This is a genomic window from Pseudomonas sp. 51_B, assembly GCF_017491595.1.
Classification (GTDB): Bacteria; Pseudomonadota; Gammaproteobacteria; order Pseudomonadales; family Pseudomonadaceae; genus Aquipseudomonas; species Aquipseudomonas promysalinigenes.
Window position 1 is genome coordinate 55,919 of record NZ_JAFGYW010000023.1, and the last position, 15,433, is coordinate 71,351.

Annotated in this window: 13 protein-coding genes; 4 read left to right on the forward strand and 9 right to left on the reverse strand. The window is 60.2% G+C overall.

The window, feature by feature from the left end; genetic code table 11:
• The first annotated feature begins 57 nt into the window (after positions 1-57).
• The 4 genes from J5M56_RS19880 to J5M56_RS19895 are packed head-to-tail and all read left to right on the forward strand — an operon-like array spanning position 58 to position 3,699.
• The gene (locus J5M56_RS19880; protein WP_186476481.1) at positions 58-585 is read left to right on the forward strand and encodes a TRAP transporter small permease; all 528 of its coding nucleotides are present in this window, start codon (positions 58-60) and stop codon (positions 583-585) included.
• Positions 586-1,866, forward strand: coding sequence for a TRAP transporter large permease (locus J5M56_RS19885; RefSeq protein ID WP_085675302.1), 1,281 nt, complete (start codon positions 586-588; stop codon positions 1,864-1,866).
• A 55-nt stretch (positions 1,867-1,921) separates the two neighbouring features.
• Positions 1,922-2,842: a DMT family transporter gene (locus J5M56_RS19890; RefSeq protein WP_186476480.1), complete on the forward strand. Its 921-nt coding sequence runs from the start codon at positions 1,922-1,924 to the stop codon at positions 2,840-2,842.
• Complete coding sequence (locus J5M56_RS19895; protein ID WP_186476479.1) at positions 2,842-3,699, forward strand: aldose 1-epimerase; 858 nt, start codon at positions 2,842-2,844, stop codon at positions 3,697-3,699. Before J5M56_RS19890 ends, J5M56_RS19895 begins: the two co-directional genes overlap by 1 nt.
• Before the next feature lie 39 nt (positions 3,700-3,738).
• Here the strand turns inward: J5M56_RS19895 and J5M56_RS19900 are convergent, their stop codons facing one another.
• From J5M56_RS19900 to J5M56_RS19940, 9 genes are all read right to left on the reverse strand, one after another.
• Complete coding sequence (locus tag J5M56_RS19900) at positions 3,739-4,635, reverse strand: LysR family transcriptional regulator (RefSeq protein ID WP_186476478.1); 897 nt, start codon at positions 4,633-4,635, stop codon at positions 3,739-3,741.
• Between the two features lie 61 nt (positions 4,636-4,696).
• Entirely contained in the window at positions 4,697-6,709 is a 2,013-nt protein-coding gene (locus J5M56_RS19905) for a pyridoxamine 5'-phosphate oxidase family protein (RefSeq protein WP_207937599.1), read from the reverse strand.
• A 28-nt stretch (positions 6,710-6,737) separates the two neighbouring features.
• Positions 6,738-7,361 (reverse strand): glutathione S-transferase, encoded by a 624-nt coding sequence (locus tag J5M56_RS19910; protein WP_207937600.1) that lies wholly within the window; start codon positions 7,359-7,361, stop codon positions 6,738-6,740.
• Positions 7,362-7,485: 124 nt separating this feature from the next.
• Positions 7,486-8,040, reverse strand: a complete 555-nt coding sequence (locus J5M56_RS19915) for a UPF0149 family protein (RefSeq protein ID WP_207937601.1) — start codon at positions 8,038-8,040, stop codon at positions 7,486-7,488.
• Between the two features lie 90 nt (positions 8,041-8,130).
• Complete coding sequence (locus tag J5M56_RS19920) at positions 8,131-9,120, reverse strand: asparaginase (RefSeq protein ID WP_207937602.1); 990 nt, start codon at positions 9,118-9,120, stop codon at positions 8,131-8,133.
• Positions 9,117-10,271 (reverse strand): hypothetical protein, encoded by a 1,155-nt coding sequence (locus tag J5M56_RS19925; protein WP_207937603.1) that lies wholly within the window; start codon positions 10,269-10,271, stop codon positions 9,117-9,119. The genes J5M56_RS19920 and J5M56_RS19925 overlap by 4 nt, the downstream gene beginning before the upstream one ends.
• A 9-nt stretch (positions 10,272-10,280) precedes the next feature.
• Positions 10,281-11,177 (reverse strand): nitrilase family protein, encoded by an 897-nt coding sequence (locus J5M56_RS19930; protein ID WP_207937604.1) that lies wholly within the window; start codon positions 11,175-11,177, stop codon positions 10,281-10,283.
• 154 nt (positions 11,178-11,331) lie between these two features.
• Positions 11,332-13,266 (reverse strand): NAD(P)/FAD-dependent oxidoreductase, encoded by a 1,935-nt coding sequence (locus tag J5M56_RS19935; protein ID WP_207937605.1) that lies wholly within the window; start codon positions 13,264-13,266, stop codon positions 11,332-11,334.
• A 146-nt stretch (positions 13,267-13,412) separates the two neighbouring features.
• Positions 13,413-15,056 carry an acetolactate synthase large subunit gene (locus J5M56_RS19940; protein WP_060480237.1) on the reverse strand — a complete coding sequence of 548 codons (1,644 nt, stop codon included), beginning with the start codon at positions 15,054-15,056 and terminating at the stop codon, positions 13,413-13,415.
• Positions 15,057-15,433: the final 377 nt, after the last annotated feature.

A 15,433-nucleotide genomic window follows, 5' to 3' on the forward strand; every position in this document is an offset into this window, starting at 1 on the left:
TTCCCAAGATGGCCTCGGCAGTGCGACGCCCGTCGCCCTGCCGCTTTGGTGATGCCTATGAAAATGCTTGTGCTGAGCGTCAACGACGGGCTTTATCGAGCCTGCATCTGGGTGGCTGGGCTGTCGATCCTGACCATGTCCCTGATCATTCCCTGGGGCATCTTCGCCCGCTACGTACTGGGTACCGGGTCCAGTTGGCCGGAGCCGGTGGCGATATTGTTGATGGTGCTATTCACCTTCATCGGCGCGGCTGCCAGTTACCGGGCCGGTGCGCACATGGCGGTAGCGATGGTCACCGACCGCCTGCCTGAACCCCTGCGGCGACTGGTAGCGATATTCACCCAGCTGTTGATGCTGGCGGTGTGTGTGTTCATGACCTGGTACGGCTTCAAGCTATGCGCCACCACCTGGAACCAGTACATGGCCTCACTGCCCAGCGTGCGGGTGGGCATGAGCTATGCCCCGATCCCGGTCGGCGGGGTGCTGACGTTGATATTCGTGCTGGAAAAGCTCCTGCTCGGCGACCAAAGCCAGCGCAGGGTGGTGCAGTACGACCTGGTGGAAGAAACCGAGGGGGCGGCGTAAATGGATGCGTTCATTCTGTTGGGCAGTTTCATTGCGCTGATCCTGCTGGGAATGCCGGTCGCCTATGCGTTGGGATTGTCGGCGCTGATCGGGGCGTGGTACATCGATATACCGCTGCAGGCGATGATGATTCAGGTCGCCAGTGGGGTTAACAAGTTCTCGCTGTTGGCCATTCCGTTCTTCGTGCTTGCCGGCGCCATCATGGCCGAGGGTGGCATGTCGCGCCGGCTGGTGGCATTCGCCGGGGTGCTGGTGGGTTTCGTGCGCGGCGGCCTATCGCTGGTGAACATCACCGCATCGACCTTTTTCGGCGCCATCTCGGGTTCGTCGGTGGCAGATACCGCGTCGGTGGGCTCGGTGCTGATTCCAGAAATGGAGCGCAAGGGCTACCCACGTGAGTTTTCCACCGCCGTCACGGTCAGCGGCTCGGTGCAGGCACTGCTGACCCCTCCCAGCCATAACTCGGTGCTCTACTCGCTGGCGGCAGGCGGCACGGTGTCGATCGCTTCGCTGTTCATGGCCGGGGTGATGCCTGGGCTGCTGCTGAGCGCGGTGATGATGGGCCTGTGCCTGATCTTCGCCAAGAAGCGCAACTACCCCAAGGGCGAGGTGATCCCGCTGCGCCAGGCGTTGAAGATCGCCGGTGAAGCCTTGTGGGGCCTCATGGCCATGGTGATCATCCTGGGCGGCATCCTCTCGGGGGTGTTCACCGCCACAGAATCGGCTGCGGTGGCGGTGGTGTGGTCGTTCTTCGTGACCATGTTCATCTACCGCGACTATAAGTGGCGCGACCTGCCCAAGTTGATGCACCGCACAGTGCGCACCATCTCGATCGTGATGATCCTGATTGGCTTTGCCGCAAGCTTTGGCTACGTGATGACCCTGATGCAGATCCCGTCGAAGATCACCACGGCGTTTCTGACCCTGTCGGATAACCGCTATGTGATCCTGATGTGCATCAACTTCATGCTCCTGCTGTTGGGCACGGTGATGGACATGGCGCCGCTGATTCTGATCCTGACACCAATCCTGCTGCCAGTGATCACTGGTATCGGCGTGGACCCTGTGCATTTCGGCATGATCATGCTGGTGAACCTGGGGATCGGACTGATCACACCGCCAGTAGGCGCGGTGCTGTTCGTCGGGTCAGCGATTGGCAAGGTCAGTATCGAGGCCACCGTGAAAGCGCTGTTGCCGTTTTATGTGGCGCTGTTTCTGGTGCTGATGGCGGTGACCTATATCCCAGCTATTTCGCTGTGGTTACCCAGCGTCGTCTTGTAATCGTAACGAGGGGCCGCGCTGCGGCCCTTCGGTCTTACTGCAAACGGACCTGCACATGGCTACTCCCTGCTCTACTGCAATCATCTTCCCGCGTAAACTGGCCATCGCTCTGCTCGCCCTGCTGGCGTGCGCGTTCGCCGGCAACCACATCGCCGCGCGCATCGCATTCGATGACGATACCGGCGTGCTGCTGGCGATTCTCTGCCGCTCGGGGGTGACCTTGCTGGCCTTGGCCTGCCTTGTAATGTGGCAGCGCCAACCACTGGGCCTGCCCGCCGGGACACGGCGCTGGCAATTGCTGCTGGGGCTGCTGATCGCTACGCAAAGCCTGTGCCTGTATTCGGCAGTGGCACGTATTCCAGTGGCCCTGGCGCTGCTGGTAGGCAACACCTTTCCGATGATTCTGGCGCTACTGACCTGGGCCCTGGGAGGCGCACGCCCCACCCGGCGTACGGTGCTATTGATGGGCCTGATCCTGTGCGGCCTGGTATTGGCGCTGGATGTCCCTGCCCGGTTGGCCGATACCGGTGACGCCAACCCGCACTGGGCTTTAGGCGTGAGCCTGGCACTGTGCGCGGCCTGCGTATTCGCCGGTGCCCTGTGGATCACTGACCACAAACTGGCCGCCGTCCGCGGCCCGGTGCGCAGCCTTCTTACCCTGTTAATCGTGTTCAGCAGCATGCTGGTTGCGGGTTTGAGCGGGGTAATGCCTGCAGGCTTATCGTTGCCAGCCAGCACCAGCGGTTGGGTGGCGCTGGCCAGCTTGGTGGTGCTGTATGGCGTGGCCTTTACCTTGCTGTTCGTCTGCGTGCCGAGGCTGAACATGGCGCAGAACGCGCCGGTGATGAATGTCGAACCCATCGCCACCTTGTTGCTGGGCTGGGCGTTACTTGGCCAGCAACTGAGCGGGTTGCAACTGCTGGGCGGCGCCGTGGTGGTGTGCGGCATCGTTCTGCTGACCTACCGGAGGCCCTGATGCTACACCTGCAAGATCGCCTGACACGCCTGAGCCTGGCACCGGAACTGGGCGCCAGCCTGGTCAATTGGCGGGCCAAGGCGAACGGCCAGGCGCTGCTGCGCTACACGGACGAAGCAGCGCTGGCCAGCGGCAACCCGCGGCGAATGGGCTGCTACCCTTTGGCGCCCTGGTCCAACCGTATTGCCGGGGGCGGTTTTCTGCGCCCAGATGGCTGGGTGACGCTGAGCCCGAACACCAGCCATGATCCTTACCCGATCCACGGCAGCGCCTGGCAACAGGCCTGGCAAGTCGAGCAGCACAGCGATGGCCTGGCCCGTCTCAGCCTCGATAGCACTGTGCCGTTCGCCTACCGGGCAACATTGGAAGTGCGCCTGCAGGAGGGCTGTTTGAGCCTTGATCTGCAAGTGACTCATCAAGATAAGGCTGCCACGTGGTATGGACTGGGCTTGCACCCCTATTTTCCGCGCTATCGCGATACGCGAGTGCGTGCGCACGCGCGCACGGTATGGCTGGCGGACGCAGAACAATTGCCATCACGCCAAGCCGATATTCCACAGCCGTGGCGCTTGACCACAGCACAGCTTCTGCCTGCCGAAACGGTCGACCATGCCTTCAGCGGATGGCCAGGCGACTGCGTGATCGAGCATCCAAGCGCAGGGTATCGGCTGGTGTGCAGTGCCAGCGGCGCCGAGCACTTTTTGCTGTTCTGCCCGCATCAGCAGCCATTTTTCTGCTTTGAGCCAGTGAGCCACCCAATCAATGCGCACCACCTGCCAGGGCGGCCTGGGTTGAAGTTATTGCAGGCGCACGATACGACCAGTCTGGGGTTCAAGATGCAGTACCAAGCACTTTAGTTGCCCTGGGTTGGCAGGTGGCCGAGTACAGTTGGCCGGTCAGTCCAACTGTCGAGCGCGTAGGTCCTGCGCCAGCAGGTCGATGAACGACCGCACCTTGGCGGAGCCGTACTTGCTTTCGCGGTGCAGCACGTGGATGGGCCACGGGGCTTCTTCGTAATCGGCGAGAATGACCTGCAACTGGCCGCTGGCCAGTTCATCGACCACCTGATACGACAGCAGCCGGGCGATGCCCAAGCCGCCAACGGCTGCCGCGATCGCACCGTCGTTGCTGGTGACCGTCAAGCGTGGGTTCAAGCGCACCAGGGTCGGTTCGTCGGCCAGGCCAAAGCGCCAGCCGGCGCGCGGTGACAGGTTGGTGGTGGCGATCACCCAATGTTTCGACAAATCCGACGGGTGTCGGGGCTCGCCCATGCGCGCCAGGTAATCGGGCGAGGCACACAGCATGCGCCGCACTCGTCCCACGGGCAGGGCCTTGAGGCCAGAATCGGGCAGCGGCCCGATGCGCACGGCCACATCCATGCCCTCCTCGACCATGTTCACTACCCGGTCGAGCAAGTATGCCGATACATCCACCTCAGGGTACTGTTGCAGGTAGCGCACTATGCAAGGCATGACGAATTTCTTGCCAAACAGGATCGGCGCCGTAATGGCCAATTCGCCTTTTGGCGTTGCGTTGATACCGGCAGCGGCCTCGTTGGCCTCGTGAATGCTGGCCAGGATGTGCCGGGTGTCTTCCAGGTAGCGGCCGCCTGCTTCGGTCAGCCGCACGCTGCGGGTAGTGCGCAGCAGCAACTTGACCCCAATCTGCTCTTCGAGTGCGCTGACAGCGCGGGTAACCGCTGCCGGGGAAATATCCAGGCGCCGGGCGGCAGCGGCAAAGCTTTCCAGCTCGCCGACAGCCACGAACACCTTCATCAGGTGGATCTGGTCCATGCAGGCTCCTGGGCCCTGAGTGTTGCGGCATTATCAGCCATCGGTTCGCTCAGGGGCCAGCTCAAAGCTCAAGAACCAGAGCCTGAGCCGGCACCGCACAACAGATCAGCGCGGTGCCCTCCTCTGGCCGCTCGGCGGGTGGATTGGGGTAATGCACCTGCCCGCTGACCACCTTGGTTTTACAGGTTCCGCAAGAGCCACCGCGGCAGCTGAAATCCGGGGTCAGCCCCCGGGCTTCAGCCAGCTCCAGCAAGGTTCCACTACCCGGCGCCCAACGCGCCTCTTTGGCAGAACTGGCGAAGTACACGGGCACCGGCTCACTGGCAGCTGGAGGCTGCTGCCAAGTTGGCTGAGGGACTTCGCCATGCCGGCGCAAGGTCGATGGCCCAAAGGCTTCGGCATGGATGCGGGCATCCGGCACGTGCACACTGCGCAGCCCCTCGTACAGGTCCTGCGTGAAGCTGGCAGGGCCACACAGGTAGAAGTCATAATCGTCCAATGCCAGCATCGCCTTGACCTGGGCAATGCCAAGGCGCCCTGTGTGCTCATAATCACGCCCTGGCACGGCGTGGGCCTCAGGCTGGCTCAGTGAACGATGCAGGCGCAAGCGTGGCCCAGCGCGGTGCTGCAAGTGCGCCAGCTCCTGTTGAAACGGCAGGTCACTCAGGCTTCGCGCACCGTGGAACAAATAGATGCGGCGCGCCTGCCCGGCCGCCAGCAATGCCCGTAGCATGGCAAGCAGCGGGGTGATGCCCACCCCGGCGCCGAGCAACACCACGGGGCGCTCGCTTGCGCTGTCCAGCGTGAAGCTGCCCATTGGCAAACGCACCTTCAAGGTACTGCCTGGCCCAATCTGCCCATGCAAATGGCGCGACCCCGGGCCTTGCGCCTTGACGCTGATGCGCAAGAACTCGTCTCTAGGGGCGCTGGACAGGCTATAGGTGCGAATCGACGGCGCCGCGCCCTGCAACGCAATCTGCACGGGGATATGCTGCCCAGGTGCGAATGCCACTGGCGCATCGGGCGCAAGGTAAAACGAGCGGATGTCACGACTCTCCTGCTCCACCCGCAGCACTTGCCAGGTCAGCCACTGGCCCTGGCGTTGGCGCTGCTGCAACTGCTGGTCGGCCTGCTCCCAGGTGCCAGTCATCAGGCTGGTCGGCGCATACTCGTTGAATACCCAGCGCAGGCTGACTGCGGCCCGGCGCAGCACAACGCGCTCGATGTCCAGTGTCCAAAGCCGTTCAGCGCCCTCGAAAGCTTTGATCAGCGGGCTGTCCAGCACCAGCTCGGTGCGCCCGCTGAGCTGCAGCACATCGCCAGTGGTGAAGTCGACGAACAGCAAACCGGCATGCGGATTCTCCAGCAGGTTACCAAGGGTATTGAAATGCAAATTGCCGGCAAAGTCGGGGATGGTCAGGCGGTTGCCTTCAACCCTGACGAAGCCGGGGCGCCCGCCACGGTGCGAGACATCCACCGAACGCTGTGCGTTTTCATCCTCGATGTAACTGGCAACGAAGAAGGTGTCTGCAGCGGCGATCATCTGGCTCGTCACGGCATCGAGCCTATGGGCATCGACGCGCTTTTGAGCCGGCTCATCGACCCGGGTGTATTCACGCAGTTGAATATATTGCGGGCAATTGCCGAAGGCCTGTTCGACCTGCACGGTCAGACTGCCATCGGCCGCCTGAGCGATCTGCCCATTGATGCGATTGCGCCGACGCGTGTGCAGCTCGATGCCCAGCAGGCCGATAGCCCCTCCAGCCGCCAGCCCCGGCATGGCAGGGTCGTCATCGGCAGGATGAGCCGTGATCAGCAATTGCCGGGGGTCGGGTGAGTTCACGAAGCCTTCCGGGCCTTCGAGCAGGGTCGCCCAGGGGCGGCCGGCCTGATCCACAGAGCCGGCGATGATGAACGGAAGTTGCTGATAGAACGTGCGGTGCTGGTCGGGCATGTAGTCACGGATGACCTTCTGCCCGAACACTTCCATGCGCTGCGACACTCCCACCTGCTCCTGCAGGCGCTTCTCACCGGCATGCCAGGGCGAGATCCGATGGTTGGGAAGTTGCGTCATGGCGACAGTCCTCAGGTGCGTGAGTGGCTCAGATGTGGCTTTGTAGCCCCACAGCGGTGCGTGGCATGGCGACGAAGCCAGGCAGCGCTTCGATACGGGCCAGCCAGGCGCGTACATTCGGGTAGGGCTCCAGCGATACATTGCCTTCTGGTGCGTGAGCGATGTACGAATAGTTGGCTACATCGGCGATGGTCGGCTGGTCGCCGATGAGGAAGGCCGCCTTGGCCAGTTCGCCCTCCATGACCTTGAGCAAGGTATGCGCACGGCCAATCACTTCGTCGGTGTTGAAGGCTGCGCCAAACACGGTCACCAAGCGGGCAGCGGCAGGGCCGAAGGCCAGTGGGCCGGCAGCCACCGACAGCCAGCGCTGCACCCGGGCGGCGTTCAGCGGATCATGAGGCAGCCAATTGCCAGCCTTGTCGTACGTGGCAGCGAGGTAGACCAAAATGGCGTTGGAGTCGGCGATGACGTTGCCGTCATCCTCGATCACCGGCACTTGGCCGAATGGATTGAGGGCAAGAAACTCAGGTTGCTTATGCGCGCCTTTGGCAAGGTCGACGAATACCTGCTCGTTGGGAAGGTCGAGCAGCGACAGCATCAGCTCGATACGGTGAGCGTGGCCTGATTTGGGGAAGTTGTAGAATTTGATCATGATGCAGGCTCCAAGAGGGCACCACGGTGGTGCCCGGTTGGAGCTCATCTTGCGGTCATTCGCCTGGCAGGTGAATCAGCGCGGGAAGCAAACCATAATTTCGCCTAGCGAAACAATCATGCGGTCAATGCCGGGAATGCTTCTGGTACCGATAGAGGCTACGCGCCGCTTGCACAACCTGTGGCACACAGGCCTGCAATTCATCAAAGCTCATGGCATCGAGCAACTCGAAATTGTCTTCTAGCCCATGCAATGAAATCGCCTTGAGCAGTTGGTCCTGTTCTGGCGGCAGTTCGCCCCACGCCGCGACCTGCGTGCCGCGCATGTAGCCAAAGCACCACTCCTCCATGATGATCGCAGGGCCCTCCTCGGCCTCACTGTGCTCGAACAGCGGCTCGAAGCCTTCGAGGTCTTGCGCAAGTTGCTCGGCGACCTGGTCGGCATAACGCAGCATCAATGCGGTATAGGCCTCCTCATGGGCAGGCTTCTTGAATTTAGGGACTTTGCCACCTGCCACAGTGGGCAGCCATTGCTCTGGTAGCACGTCGACCGGGGAGCTGGCCAACGCAGTGAAAAAGCCGTTGAGCTCGGCCAGGTTGAGCACCGAGTAGTCGTTGCCGTAGGTGATCAGCAGGTCTTGGAGGCGGGCGAGTTCTTTTTCGCTCAGTGGTGGCAGCATGGGTTCAGGTCCTGGAAAGCAAAGGTGTGTGCACCCTAGCACAGGACTGCTGCAGGTTCGCCCGCCGCCTTGGCTCGGCGGGCATTTTCCCTAGTGCGCCAGCCAGTCTGGCAATACCACTGGGTTACTCTGGCCAATCAGCAGCCACAGCAACACTCGGCATTTGCGTGGGCAGAGCATCCCGGCCATGTACACGCCTTTGGCTTGCAGGTCGATTTCAGCACCGACAAAGCCATAAGTGGCGTCAGCAGTCGGCCCACAACCGGTACGGCTGGCCACGATCACCGGCATGTCACGAGCGATCCGCGCCAGTGCCTCGGACCAGGCAGCTGATACATGGCCAGCCCCGAACCCGGCGACGACCAGCCCCTCGTAGCCCAGCGCAGGAATGGTCTCTAGCAGTGCAATATCGGCATCCAGGCAGGCCTCGATAAGTGCGACACGCTGATCGCACCGTTGTGGCGGCGCCAGGACCCTGCGCGGCGCGGCAGAGCATCGATAAAGCACTCGCCCTTCCACCACGCACCCTTCCAGCCCACATCCAGGGGATTGGAAGGCAGCCATCGCCATGCTGGCAGTCTTGCGAACATGGGCGGCCTGATGAATCTGATCGTTGATTACAACCAGCACGCCACGCCCGTGACTGTTGATCGACAGTGCCACCTGCACTGCAGCCAACAGGTTGGCCGGCCCATCATTACCCGGCTGACTGGCCGCACGCATGGCCCCCGTCATAACTAGAGGGATGTCGTAAGGCCACAACCTATCAAGGAGATAGGCAGACTCCTCAAGTGTGTCCGTACCTTGGGTCAGCACCACCGCCTGGGCTCCACGCTCCACTTCACAACGCGCCCAGGCCAACACGTCTAGCATGATCTGGAAGGTCAGCGATGCACTGGGCAGCAAGCAAAGCGTAACGCTGGTGATTTCGGCAAGCGCTGCTAGCTGCGGTATTGCAGCCAACAAATCATCGCCTTCCAGGCTCGGCGTTATCCCTTTGCCTGGCGACGCTGGCTGCATGCTGACCGTTCCCCCCAAGCAGCCTAGCGATAATCGAGGCAGACGGGTTTTCTCGCTCATACTCCAGCTCCTCTGATCAGCACGAGTAGCGATACGATGCCAAATGTGCAAATGGCCATTGATACAACGTTGCCGATATAACCGTGCATGTAACCCGGCAAGCGCTGACTGATAGCTGCCGCTAAAGGCGGCGCAAACAGCGCCCCGAGGGCGGCACTGCTCAGCACCACGAGCCAGTCACCACCCAGTGTCAGCACTGAGGCAGGCACCACCGATACGATGGGAATGTAGGTCGGATACCAACCACGCGCTCGCCAATGGCGCCGCCAAAGCAACACACCCAGTAGCGAGGCCAAGGCCTGGCCGACAAGCATGGGCAACAACAACTCAGAGCCATAGGCGGGGCCTAGCGGGGCTAACGCATAGGCGAGCAGCGCCCCAGTCAGCAGACCCAGGCTGGCCAGCTCATTACCGAAAAACGCTGCTTCGCTGAAGTCGGCAAGCACCCGACGCAACACCCAAAACGCACCGTAATCTGGTTTGTCAGTGACGAGCGCCGGCATTCGAGGACGCAAGCCGTCACGCACCAAAGATGGAAAGCGCTTACAAAGCATGAAAGCCAACAGGCTTGCCAGCGCCATGCCGCAAACGTTGCCAATCACCACCGGAACCTGCAGTGGGTAGCACAGGAAGTTGACCAACAGCAGGCTGGCAGGCGTCACCAACACGGCTCCCAGCAACGCCCCTGAGAGGCAGACGCGCCAGCCGCCGCCGAACAACAGCACCATGGCAGCCGGCAACGAAACGAAGGCCACAAAGGTGGGTTGCCAGAGACCGCTAGCCAGTGTCCAACCCCAGAGCATATGGCTTAGCAGCAGGCCAAGCAGAGAGCTCATGAACAACCAGGGCCACAGGCCGCTACCATAGCAGATAGCGAAGCCCTGCCAACGATATCCCTGCACATGTGCAAAATGGGCCAGGCAGGCGCCCACCAGCATGCCCAGCGCTGGCAACTCGTGTTTATAGAAGGCAACTTCACTGATATCGCCGACGATCCAGCGCAGCCGGCTCAATGGCTGATCCAGTGAAGCGGACAGCGTTGCGTAGTCAGAAAATGGGCTAACCACCACACTGGCGAGCAGCAATGCTACGAGGGTCAGCAGGGTGAACAACAGCATGTGATGCCGCGCGCAAGGAGATGTCTGTTCCATAAGACCCCCTCAGCGTGGCATCAGAGGATGCATGCGATAACCCAGCGCGGCATCGTATAAATCGGTACGACGGTCTCGCGGCAGGTCGTTGAGGCTGTTCCAGATGGGGGCCGAGCGCGCTGCACTCAGGTCGACATCGGCGTAGACGATGCATTGCTCCTGCGCATCGGCGACCTCTCCAATCGGCCAGCCATCTGTACCTGCAATCAACGAACAGCCAAGGAAGCGCCCTCCCCGCTCATTACCAATGCGGTTTGCGGCTGCGATGTAGAGATTGTTGACGTGGGCAGCGGTCATGGTGAGGTACGAAGCCATGCAGCGCCCCGCCGCATCGAACAGTGGCGGCGGTGTCCACACCCAGTTATTCAAGCTGCAAATGATATCGGCTCCTTGACCCGCCATCAGCCGCGACACTTCAGGGAACCAGATATCCCAGCAAATCAGCAGCCCGATGCGGCCAATCGGCGTTTCGAAAACCGGAAAGCCCAGGTCTCCTGGGGTAAACCAAAGCTTCTCCTGGTTCCACAAGTGCGCCTTGCGATAGTGCCCGAGGCGGCCTTGTGGGCCGAACAGCACGGCACTGTCATAGAGTCTCAGGCCGTCCCGCTCGGCGAAGCCGGCAGCAAGGTAGACCTGATTGCTTTGCGCGAACTCGGCCCAGGCTTGCTGACTTGGACCATGGTTCAGGACTTCGGCATGCGCATAGGCTTCGGCTCGCGAATGGAACGTGTAGCCTGTATTTGCAAGCTCCGGCAGCACAATCAGATTGGCGCCTTCGCTGACTGCACGGCAGGCCAGGGCCAAACCTCGGCTCAAGTTACTTTCAGCGTGCTCCAGACCCACTTGCGGGTCGAATTGAATGACGGCGATACGGACGGGACTTACAGCACTGCTGGATACAGACATGACGGCTTCCTTCGTTTTTGATTGTTGTGGAAGGACGCCAAGTAAAACGGGAGTTGCCCGTGGCGCGACAGTCAGGGGACACCCACGGGGCTTGAAGGAAAAGGCGAATCAGGATGTAAGATAAAGCCTAGGAATATGCTTCGAATCCCCGCACTTACTGAACCTGGTAATGCGGATAGTGGACAAGATCGAACCCCCCATTGAAACGAGCAGAGGTGTGATTGCACAGATTGATCACGGCATCGATGGCCGTGCGAAGGCAAGGCTCTGTCCAGCCAGCGTCGACGGAGAAGGATTCGCCGGCCAGGTAGAGCCCAGAAGCGCAGCTGAAGTCACGGTTATACTTCATCAGGCTGACAGCATCATAATAGGTGCCGGGACGATACAACTTCGCACAGCCCAATGCGTTTCGGTCTGTCATCCATCGTTGTATGCGAATGTTTCGGGTATCGATGTAGGGCGAAATGGGTTCTGCAATATTGCTGCAGCGCAACAGAATGCGGTCGAGTTCTTTGATGCATTTATCGCCCAGTTCGTCATCAGTAAAAACGGCCAGTTTCGTTGCATCATCCTCCCAGGTGTAACTCAGCAGGATGCAGTCCTCTGGGTAACGGTCGTTGTAGCGGTAGGCGTAGACATCGTGCACGAAGCTGTCGGTTACCAGAATCTGAGGCAGCCGTTTATTAAGGTCTAGAAAGCTTTTGTGCAACGGTGCGTAGATTTTGCAGCTAGTTTCCCAGTGGGCATGTGTCCAGGCATCAATCACCGATCGAGGCAACATCTCTTGGCTGAAACCTTCCAGGCGCATATTTGTTTCAATGAGCCACGAAGGCGTAGTGAGGATGACGCTGTCAAACGCTGCATCGAGTAATTGCACTCGCTCTGGCTGGCTATGCTGCCAGCGATACTCAACTCGGATCTTTCCGTCGGGTTGCTTGTGAAGCCCACTTACCGAACTATCGGTCAGTAGGCCATCCTTTCGTGTCAGCAAATGGCGATAGAGCGATGAGTCTGGTCCCTCGATGTCCATGAACAGCAAGCATTCATCAAGGGCAGCCAGGCCAATATATGCAGGCGCCTGAAACTGAAGCCCTCTGCTGTCAGACACGCTGCCTGCTCCAAGGTAAGGGGCGGCTAAAGGGTCGCCATCTTGATCGACTCGGCCATGGACCAACTGCAAGTGGCTACTGAAACCGAAAATGGCTGTGCGCAGCGGATATAGGCAGCAGACGTCATAGAAGGCTCCCCAACTGCCATCACCAATGCCGATTGCATAAAAAACGGCAGACTCCTCCCGCGTCATGCCCAACCCGCCGAAGTCACCTGCCTTTTTTGGGTCCCAAGCCTGCAGAACTGGCATTCGGACCAGTTCACGGAATGACAACCGATGATAACGTTCGACTATGGCTGACCACATCGCCTGCCACTCTTGCGTACCGTACACAGCTGCCACCCGTTCTGCGAACTGCTCAGCGAAACGCCGCCATTTGTCATGAACCGACGCCAGTATGGTGCTTGGTGGTGGCGTATCACCCTCCGGGTTATGCCACAACAACAGCTCCGGCTCGCCCTTACCCTCCAGCTGACCTTCCCGCAGATAAATACCTGTGGCATTGACCCATCGTGTACCGGGATTTGGAAAATCGGAAATGTGCAGATCGAATAACTGGGCGTAGTGCGCCATCAGCGAGCGCCCGGCTTTAGGTGCCTCAACGCTTCTATTGAAGAACGGCATGCGCATGGCCCCCATCTCGAAGGGTGTCGAGGGCTGTTTATAATCTTCACCGTTGTTCACCACCGTCAGATGACGACCGCCTACACGTCGGGATTGCTCGATCAACGTGATATGGGTGAAGCCGCAGCGCAATAGCTCTCGCGCAGCAGTCAAACCGGTGACGCCGGCACCTACTATGCAAATACGATGTTCATGGCGTGTGGCGCTCGCTATTCCGCCAGCCTGCTCAACCAACCGGCGATAGTCAAAACAAAGGTCTGGGGGGTTAGGGAAACGGACAGCCCATGGCTGGATGAGGCCGTCTGGCTCGATGGCCAAATCAGCGGGATGATTGTGCGTCGATCCGATGGTCATGATCTGGTGCTCCGATTAGTGGAGCATGAGCATGATGGATCAATCACACTGCAGTGCGCTGAATAGCTACTGCCAGAAAGAAACGCGGGCAAGCCAGCTCCAGTTTACGTTGGAGCAGTCTTGCCCGTGAGAAGGGCCGTTACAGCTTAAACCGCCAGCGCGCGCTCACGCAGTTCGCTGTTGAGGATGCGGTCATTCTCGCTGTAGTCGACAGGGCAGTCGATCACATGGACACCTGGGGTCTTGATGCAGTGCTCCAGCAGCGGCAGCAGACCCTCGGCGCTTTCCACGCGGTGGCCATTGGCACCGTAGGCTTCGGCGTACTTGACGAAGTCCGGGTTGCCATAGTCCAGACCGAAATCGGTGAAGCCCATGTTGGCCTGCTTCCAGCGAATCATGCCGTAGCCATCGTCACGCAGGATCACGACGGTGATATGCATGCCCAGACGCACTGCGGTTTCGAGTTCCTGGCTGTTCATCATGAAGCCGCCGTCACCGCATACCGAGATTACCGGGCGATCCGGGTAAACCAGATGCGAGGCCATGGCCGATGGCAAGCCAGCGCCCATGGTCGCCAGGGCGTTGTCCAGCAGCACGGTGTTGGGCTTGTGCGCCTTGTAGTTACGAGCGAACCAGATCTTGTAGATACCGTTATCCAAGGCGACGATGCCTTCGGATGGCAGCACGCGGCGGATATCCGCAACCAGGCGCTGCGGGTAGACCGGGAAGCGATCGTCATCGGCGCCTTCGGCGATTTGAGCTTCGTTGGCCTCACGGATGGCCATCAGGCGGGTGAAGTCCCAGTGAGCGGTGTCGGTCAGGGCTTCGCTGATCTGCCATACAGCGTTGGCGATGTCACCGATCACCTCCACTTGTGGGAAGTAAACCGCGTCGACTTCGGCGGAACGGAAGCTGATGTGGATGACTTCGGTGCCGCCACGGACCATGAAGAACGGTGGCTTCTCGATCACGTCGTGGCCGATGTTGATGATCAGGTCGGCCGCTTCAATGGCGCGGTGGACGAAATCACCGGAGGACAGCGCGGCGTTGCCGAGGAAGCGCGGGTGGCGTTCGTCGACCACACCCTTGCCCATCTGCGTGGTGATGAACGGGATACCGGTCTTGTCGATCAACTGCTTGAGGACCTTGGCGGTCATCTTGCGGTTGGCGCCGGCGCCGATCACTAGAATCGGGCTGCGAGCTTTTTGCAGTTTTTCTACCGCAGCTTCGATGGCCACGTGCTCGGCCAGCGGACGGCGGTGCAGGCTGCGCGGGATCGGCAGCGCGTCGGTTTGCTCGGCGGCAATGTCTTCAGGCAGCTCCAGGTGTACAGCGCCCGGTTTTTCTTCCTCAGCCAGACGGAATGCTTCGCGCATACGTGCCGGGATGTTGTCGGCCGAAGCGAACTGGTGGGTGTACTTGGTGATGGGGTCCATCATGCCGCACACGTCGATGATCTGGAAGCGGCCCTGTTTGGACTTCTTGATCGGCTTTTGGCCGGTGATCATCATCATCGGCATGCCGCCCAGATAGGCATAGGCACTGGCGGTTACCAGGTTGGTCGCGCCAGGGCCCAGGGTCGACAGGCTGACGCCAGTCTTGCCGGTCAGGCGACCATAGGTGGCGGCCATGAAACCTGCGGACTGCTCATGGCGGGTCAGTACCAGCTTGATCTTCGACTTGCGCAGGGATTCCAGCAGGTCGAGGTTTTCCTCACCAGGAATGCCGAACACATACTCGACACCTTCGTTTTCCAGGCATTGCACAACGACATCGGCGGCCTTGGCCATCTTGCTTGTAACCTCAAGTGATCGGACGTTAATCGTCCAGAAATGCGCAGCACGGTACGCTGGCATCGCTCGGTTCGGGGGCCAGGATTGCCCCGAACTTAAGTCTTGACGCAGCCTAAGCGCGAACAAGTCACGTTTAATTGCGAGAAATATTATCTCACCCCACTAACGGGGCGCACAGGAGGATACAGACAAATGACCTTTGCTTGCAGCGTCAAAGCGCCGCATTATCAATACGCAATCAGCAAAAGCCAGAAAAGACAAAACCCCTACCTGCATGCGCAGATAGGGGTTTTGCGAAATGAATCTTGACGATGACCTACTCTCACATGGGGAAACCCCACACTACCATCGGCGATGCATCGTTTCACTACTGA

What these genes read in the sequence shown, in the direction of transcription:
- J5M56_RS19920 (WP_207937602.1), bottom strand. Translation starts at nt 9,120, where the DNA reads ATGAGCGAGAAAACCCGTCTGCCTCGATTATCGCTAGGCTGCTTGGGG.
- J5M56_RS19905 (WP_207937599.1), bottom strand. Translation starts at nt 6,709, where the DNA reads ATGACGCAACTTCCCAACCATCGGATCTCGCCCTGGCATGCCGGTGAG.
- J5M56_RS19880 (WP_186476481.1), top strand. Translation starts at nt 58, where the DNA reads ATGAAAATGCTTGTGCTGAGCGTCAACGACGGGCTTTATCGAGCCTGC.
- J5M56_RS19890 (WP_186476480.1), top strand. Translation starts at nt 1,922, where the DNA reads ATGGCTACTCCCTGCTCTACTGCAATCATCTTCCCGCGTAAACTGGCC.
- J5M56_RS19930 (WP_207937604.1), bottom strand. Translation starts at nt 11,177, where the DNA reads ATGTCTGTATCCAGCAGTGCTGTAAGTCCCGTCCGTATCGCCGTCATT.
- J5M56_RS19925 (WP_207937603.1), bottom strand. Translation starts at nt 10,271, where the DNA reads ATGGAACAGACATCTCCTTGCGCGCGGCATCACATGCTGTTGTTCACC.
- J5M56_RS19940 (WP_060480237.1), bottom strand. Translation starts at nt 15,056, where the DNA reads ATGGCCAAGGCCGCCGATGTCGTTGTGCAATGCCTGGAAAACGAAGGT.
- J5M56_RS19915 (WP_207937601.1), bottom strand. Translation starts at nt 8,040, where the DNA reads ATGCTGCCACCACTGAGCGAAAAAGAACTCGCCCGCCTCCAAGACCTG.
- J5M56_RS19910 (WP_207937600.1), bottom strand. Translation starts at nt 7,361, where the DNA reads ATGATCAAATTCTACAACTTCCCCAAATCAGGCCACGCTCACCGTATC.
- J5M56_RS19895 (WP_186476479.1), top strand. Translation starts at nt 2,842, where the DNA reads ATGCTACACCTGCAAGATCGCCTGACACGCCTGAGCCTGGCACCGGAA.
- J5M56_RS19935 (WP_207937605.1), bottom strand. Translation starts at nt 13,266, where the DNA reads ATGACCATCGGATCGACGCACAATCATCCCGCTGATTTGGCCATCGAG.
- J5M56_RS19885 (WP_085675302.1), top strand. Translation starts at nt 586, where the DNA reads ATGGATGCGTTCATTCTGTTGGGCAGTTTCATTGCGCTGATCCTGCTG.
- J5M56_RS19900 (WP_186476478.1), bottom strand. Translation starts at nt 4,635, where the DNA reads ATGGACCAGATCCACCTGATGAAGGTGTTCGTGGCTGTCGGCGAGCTG.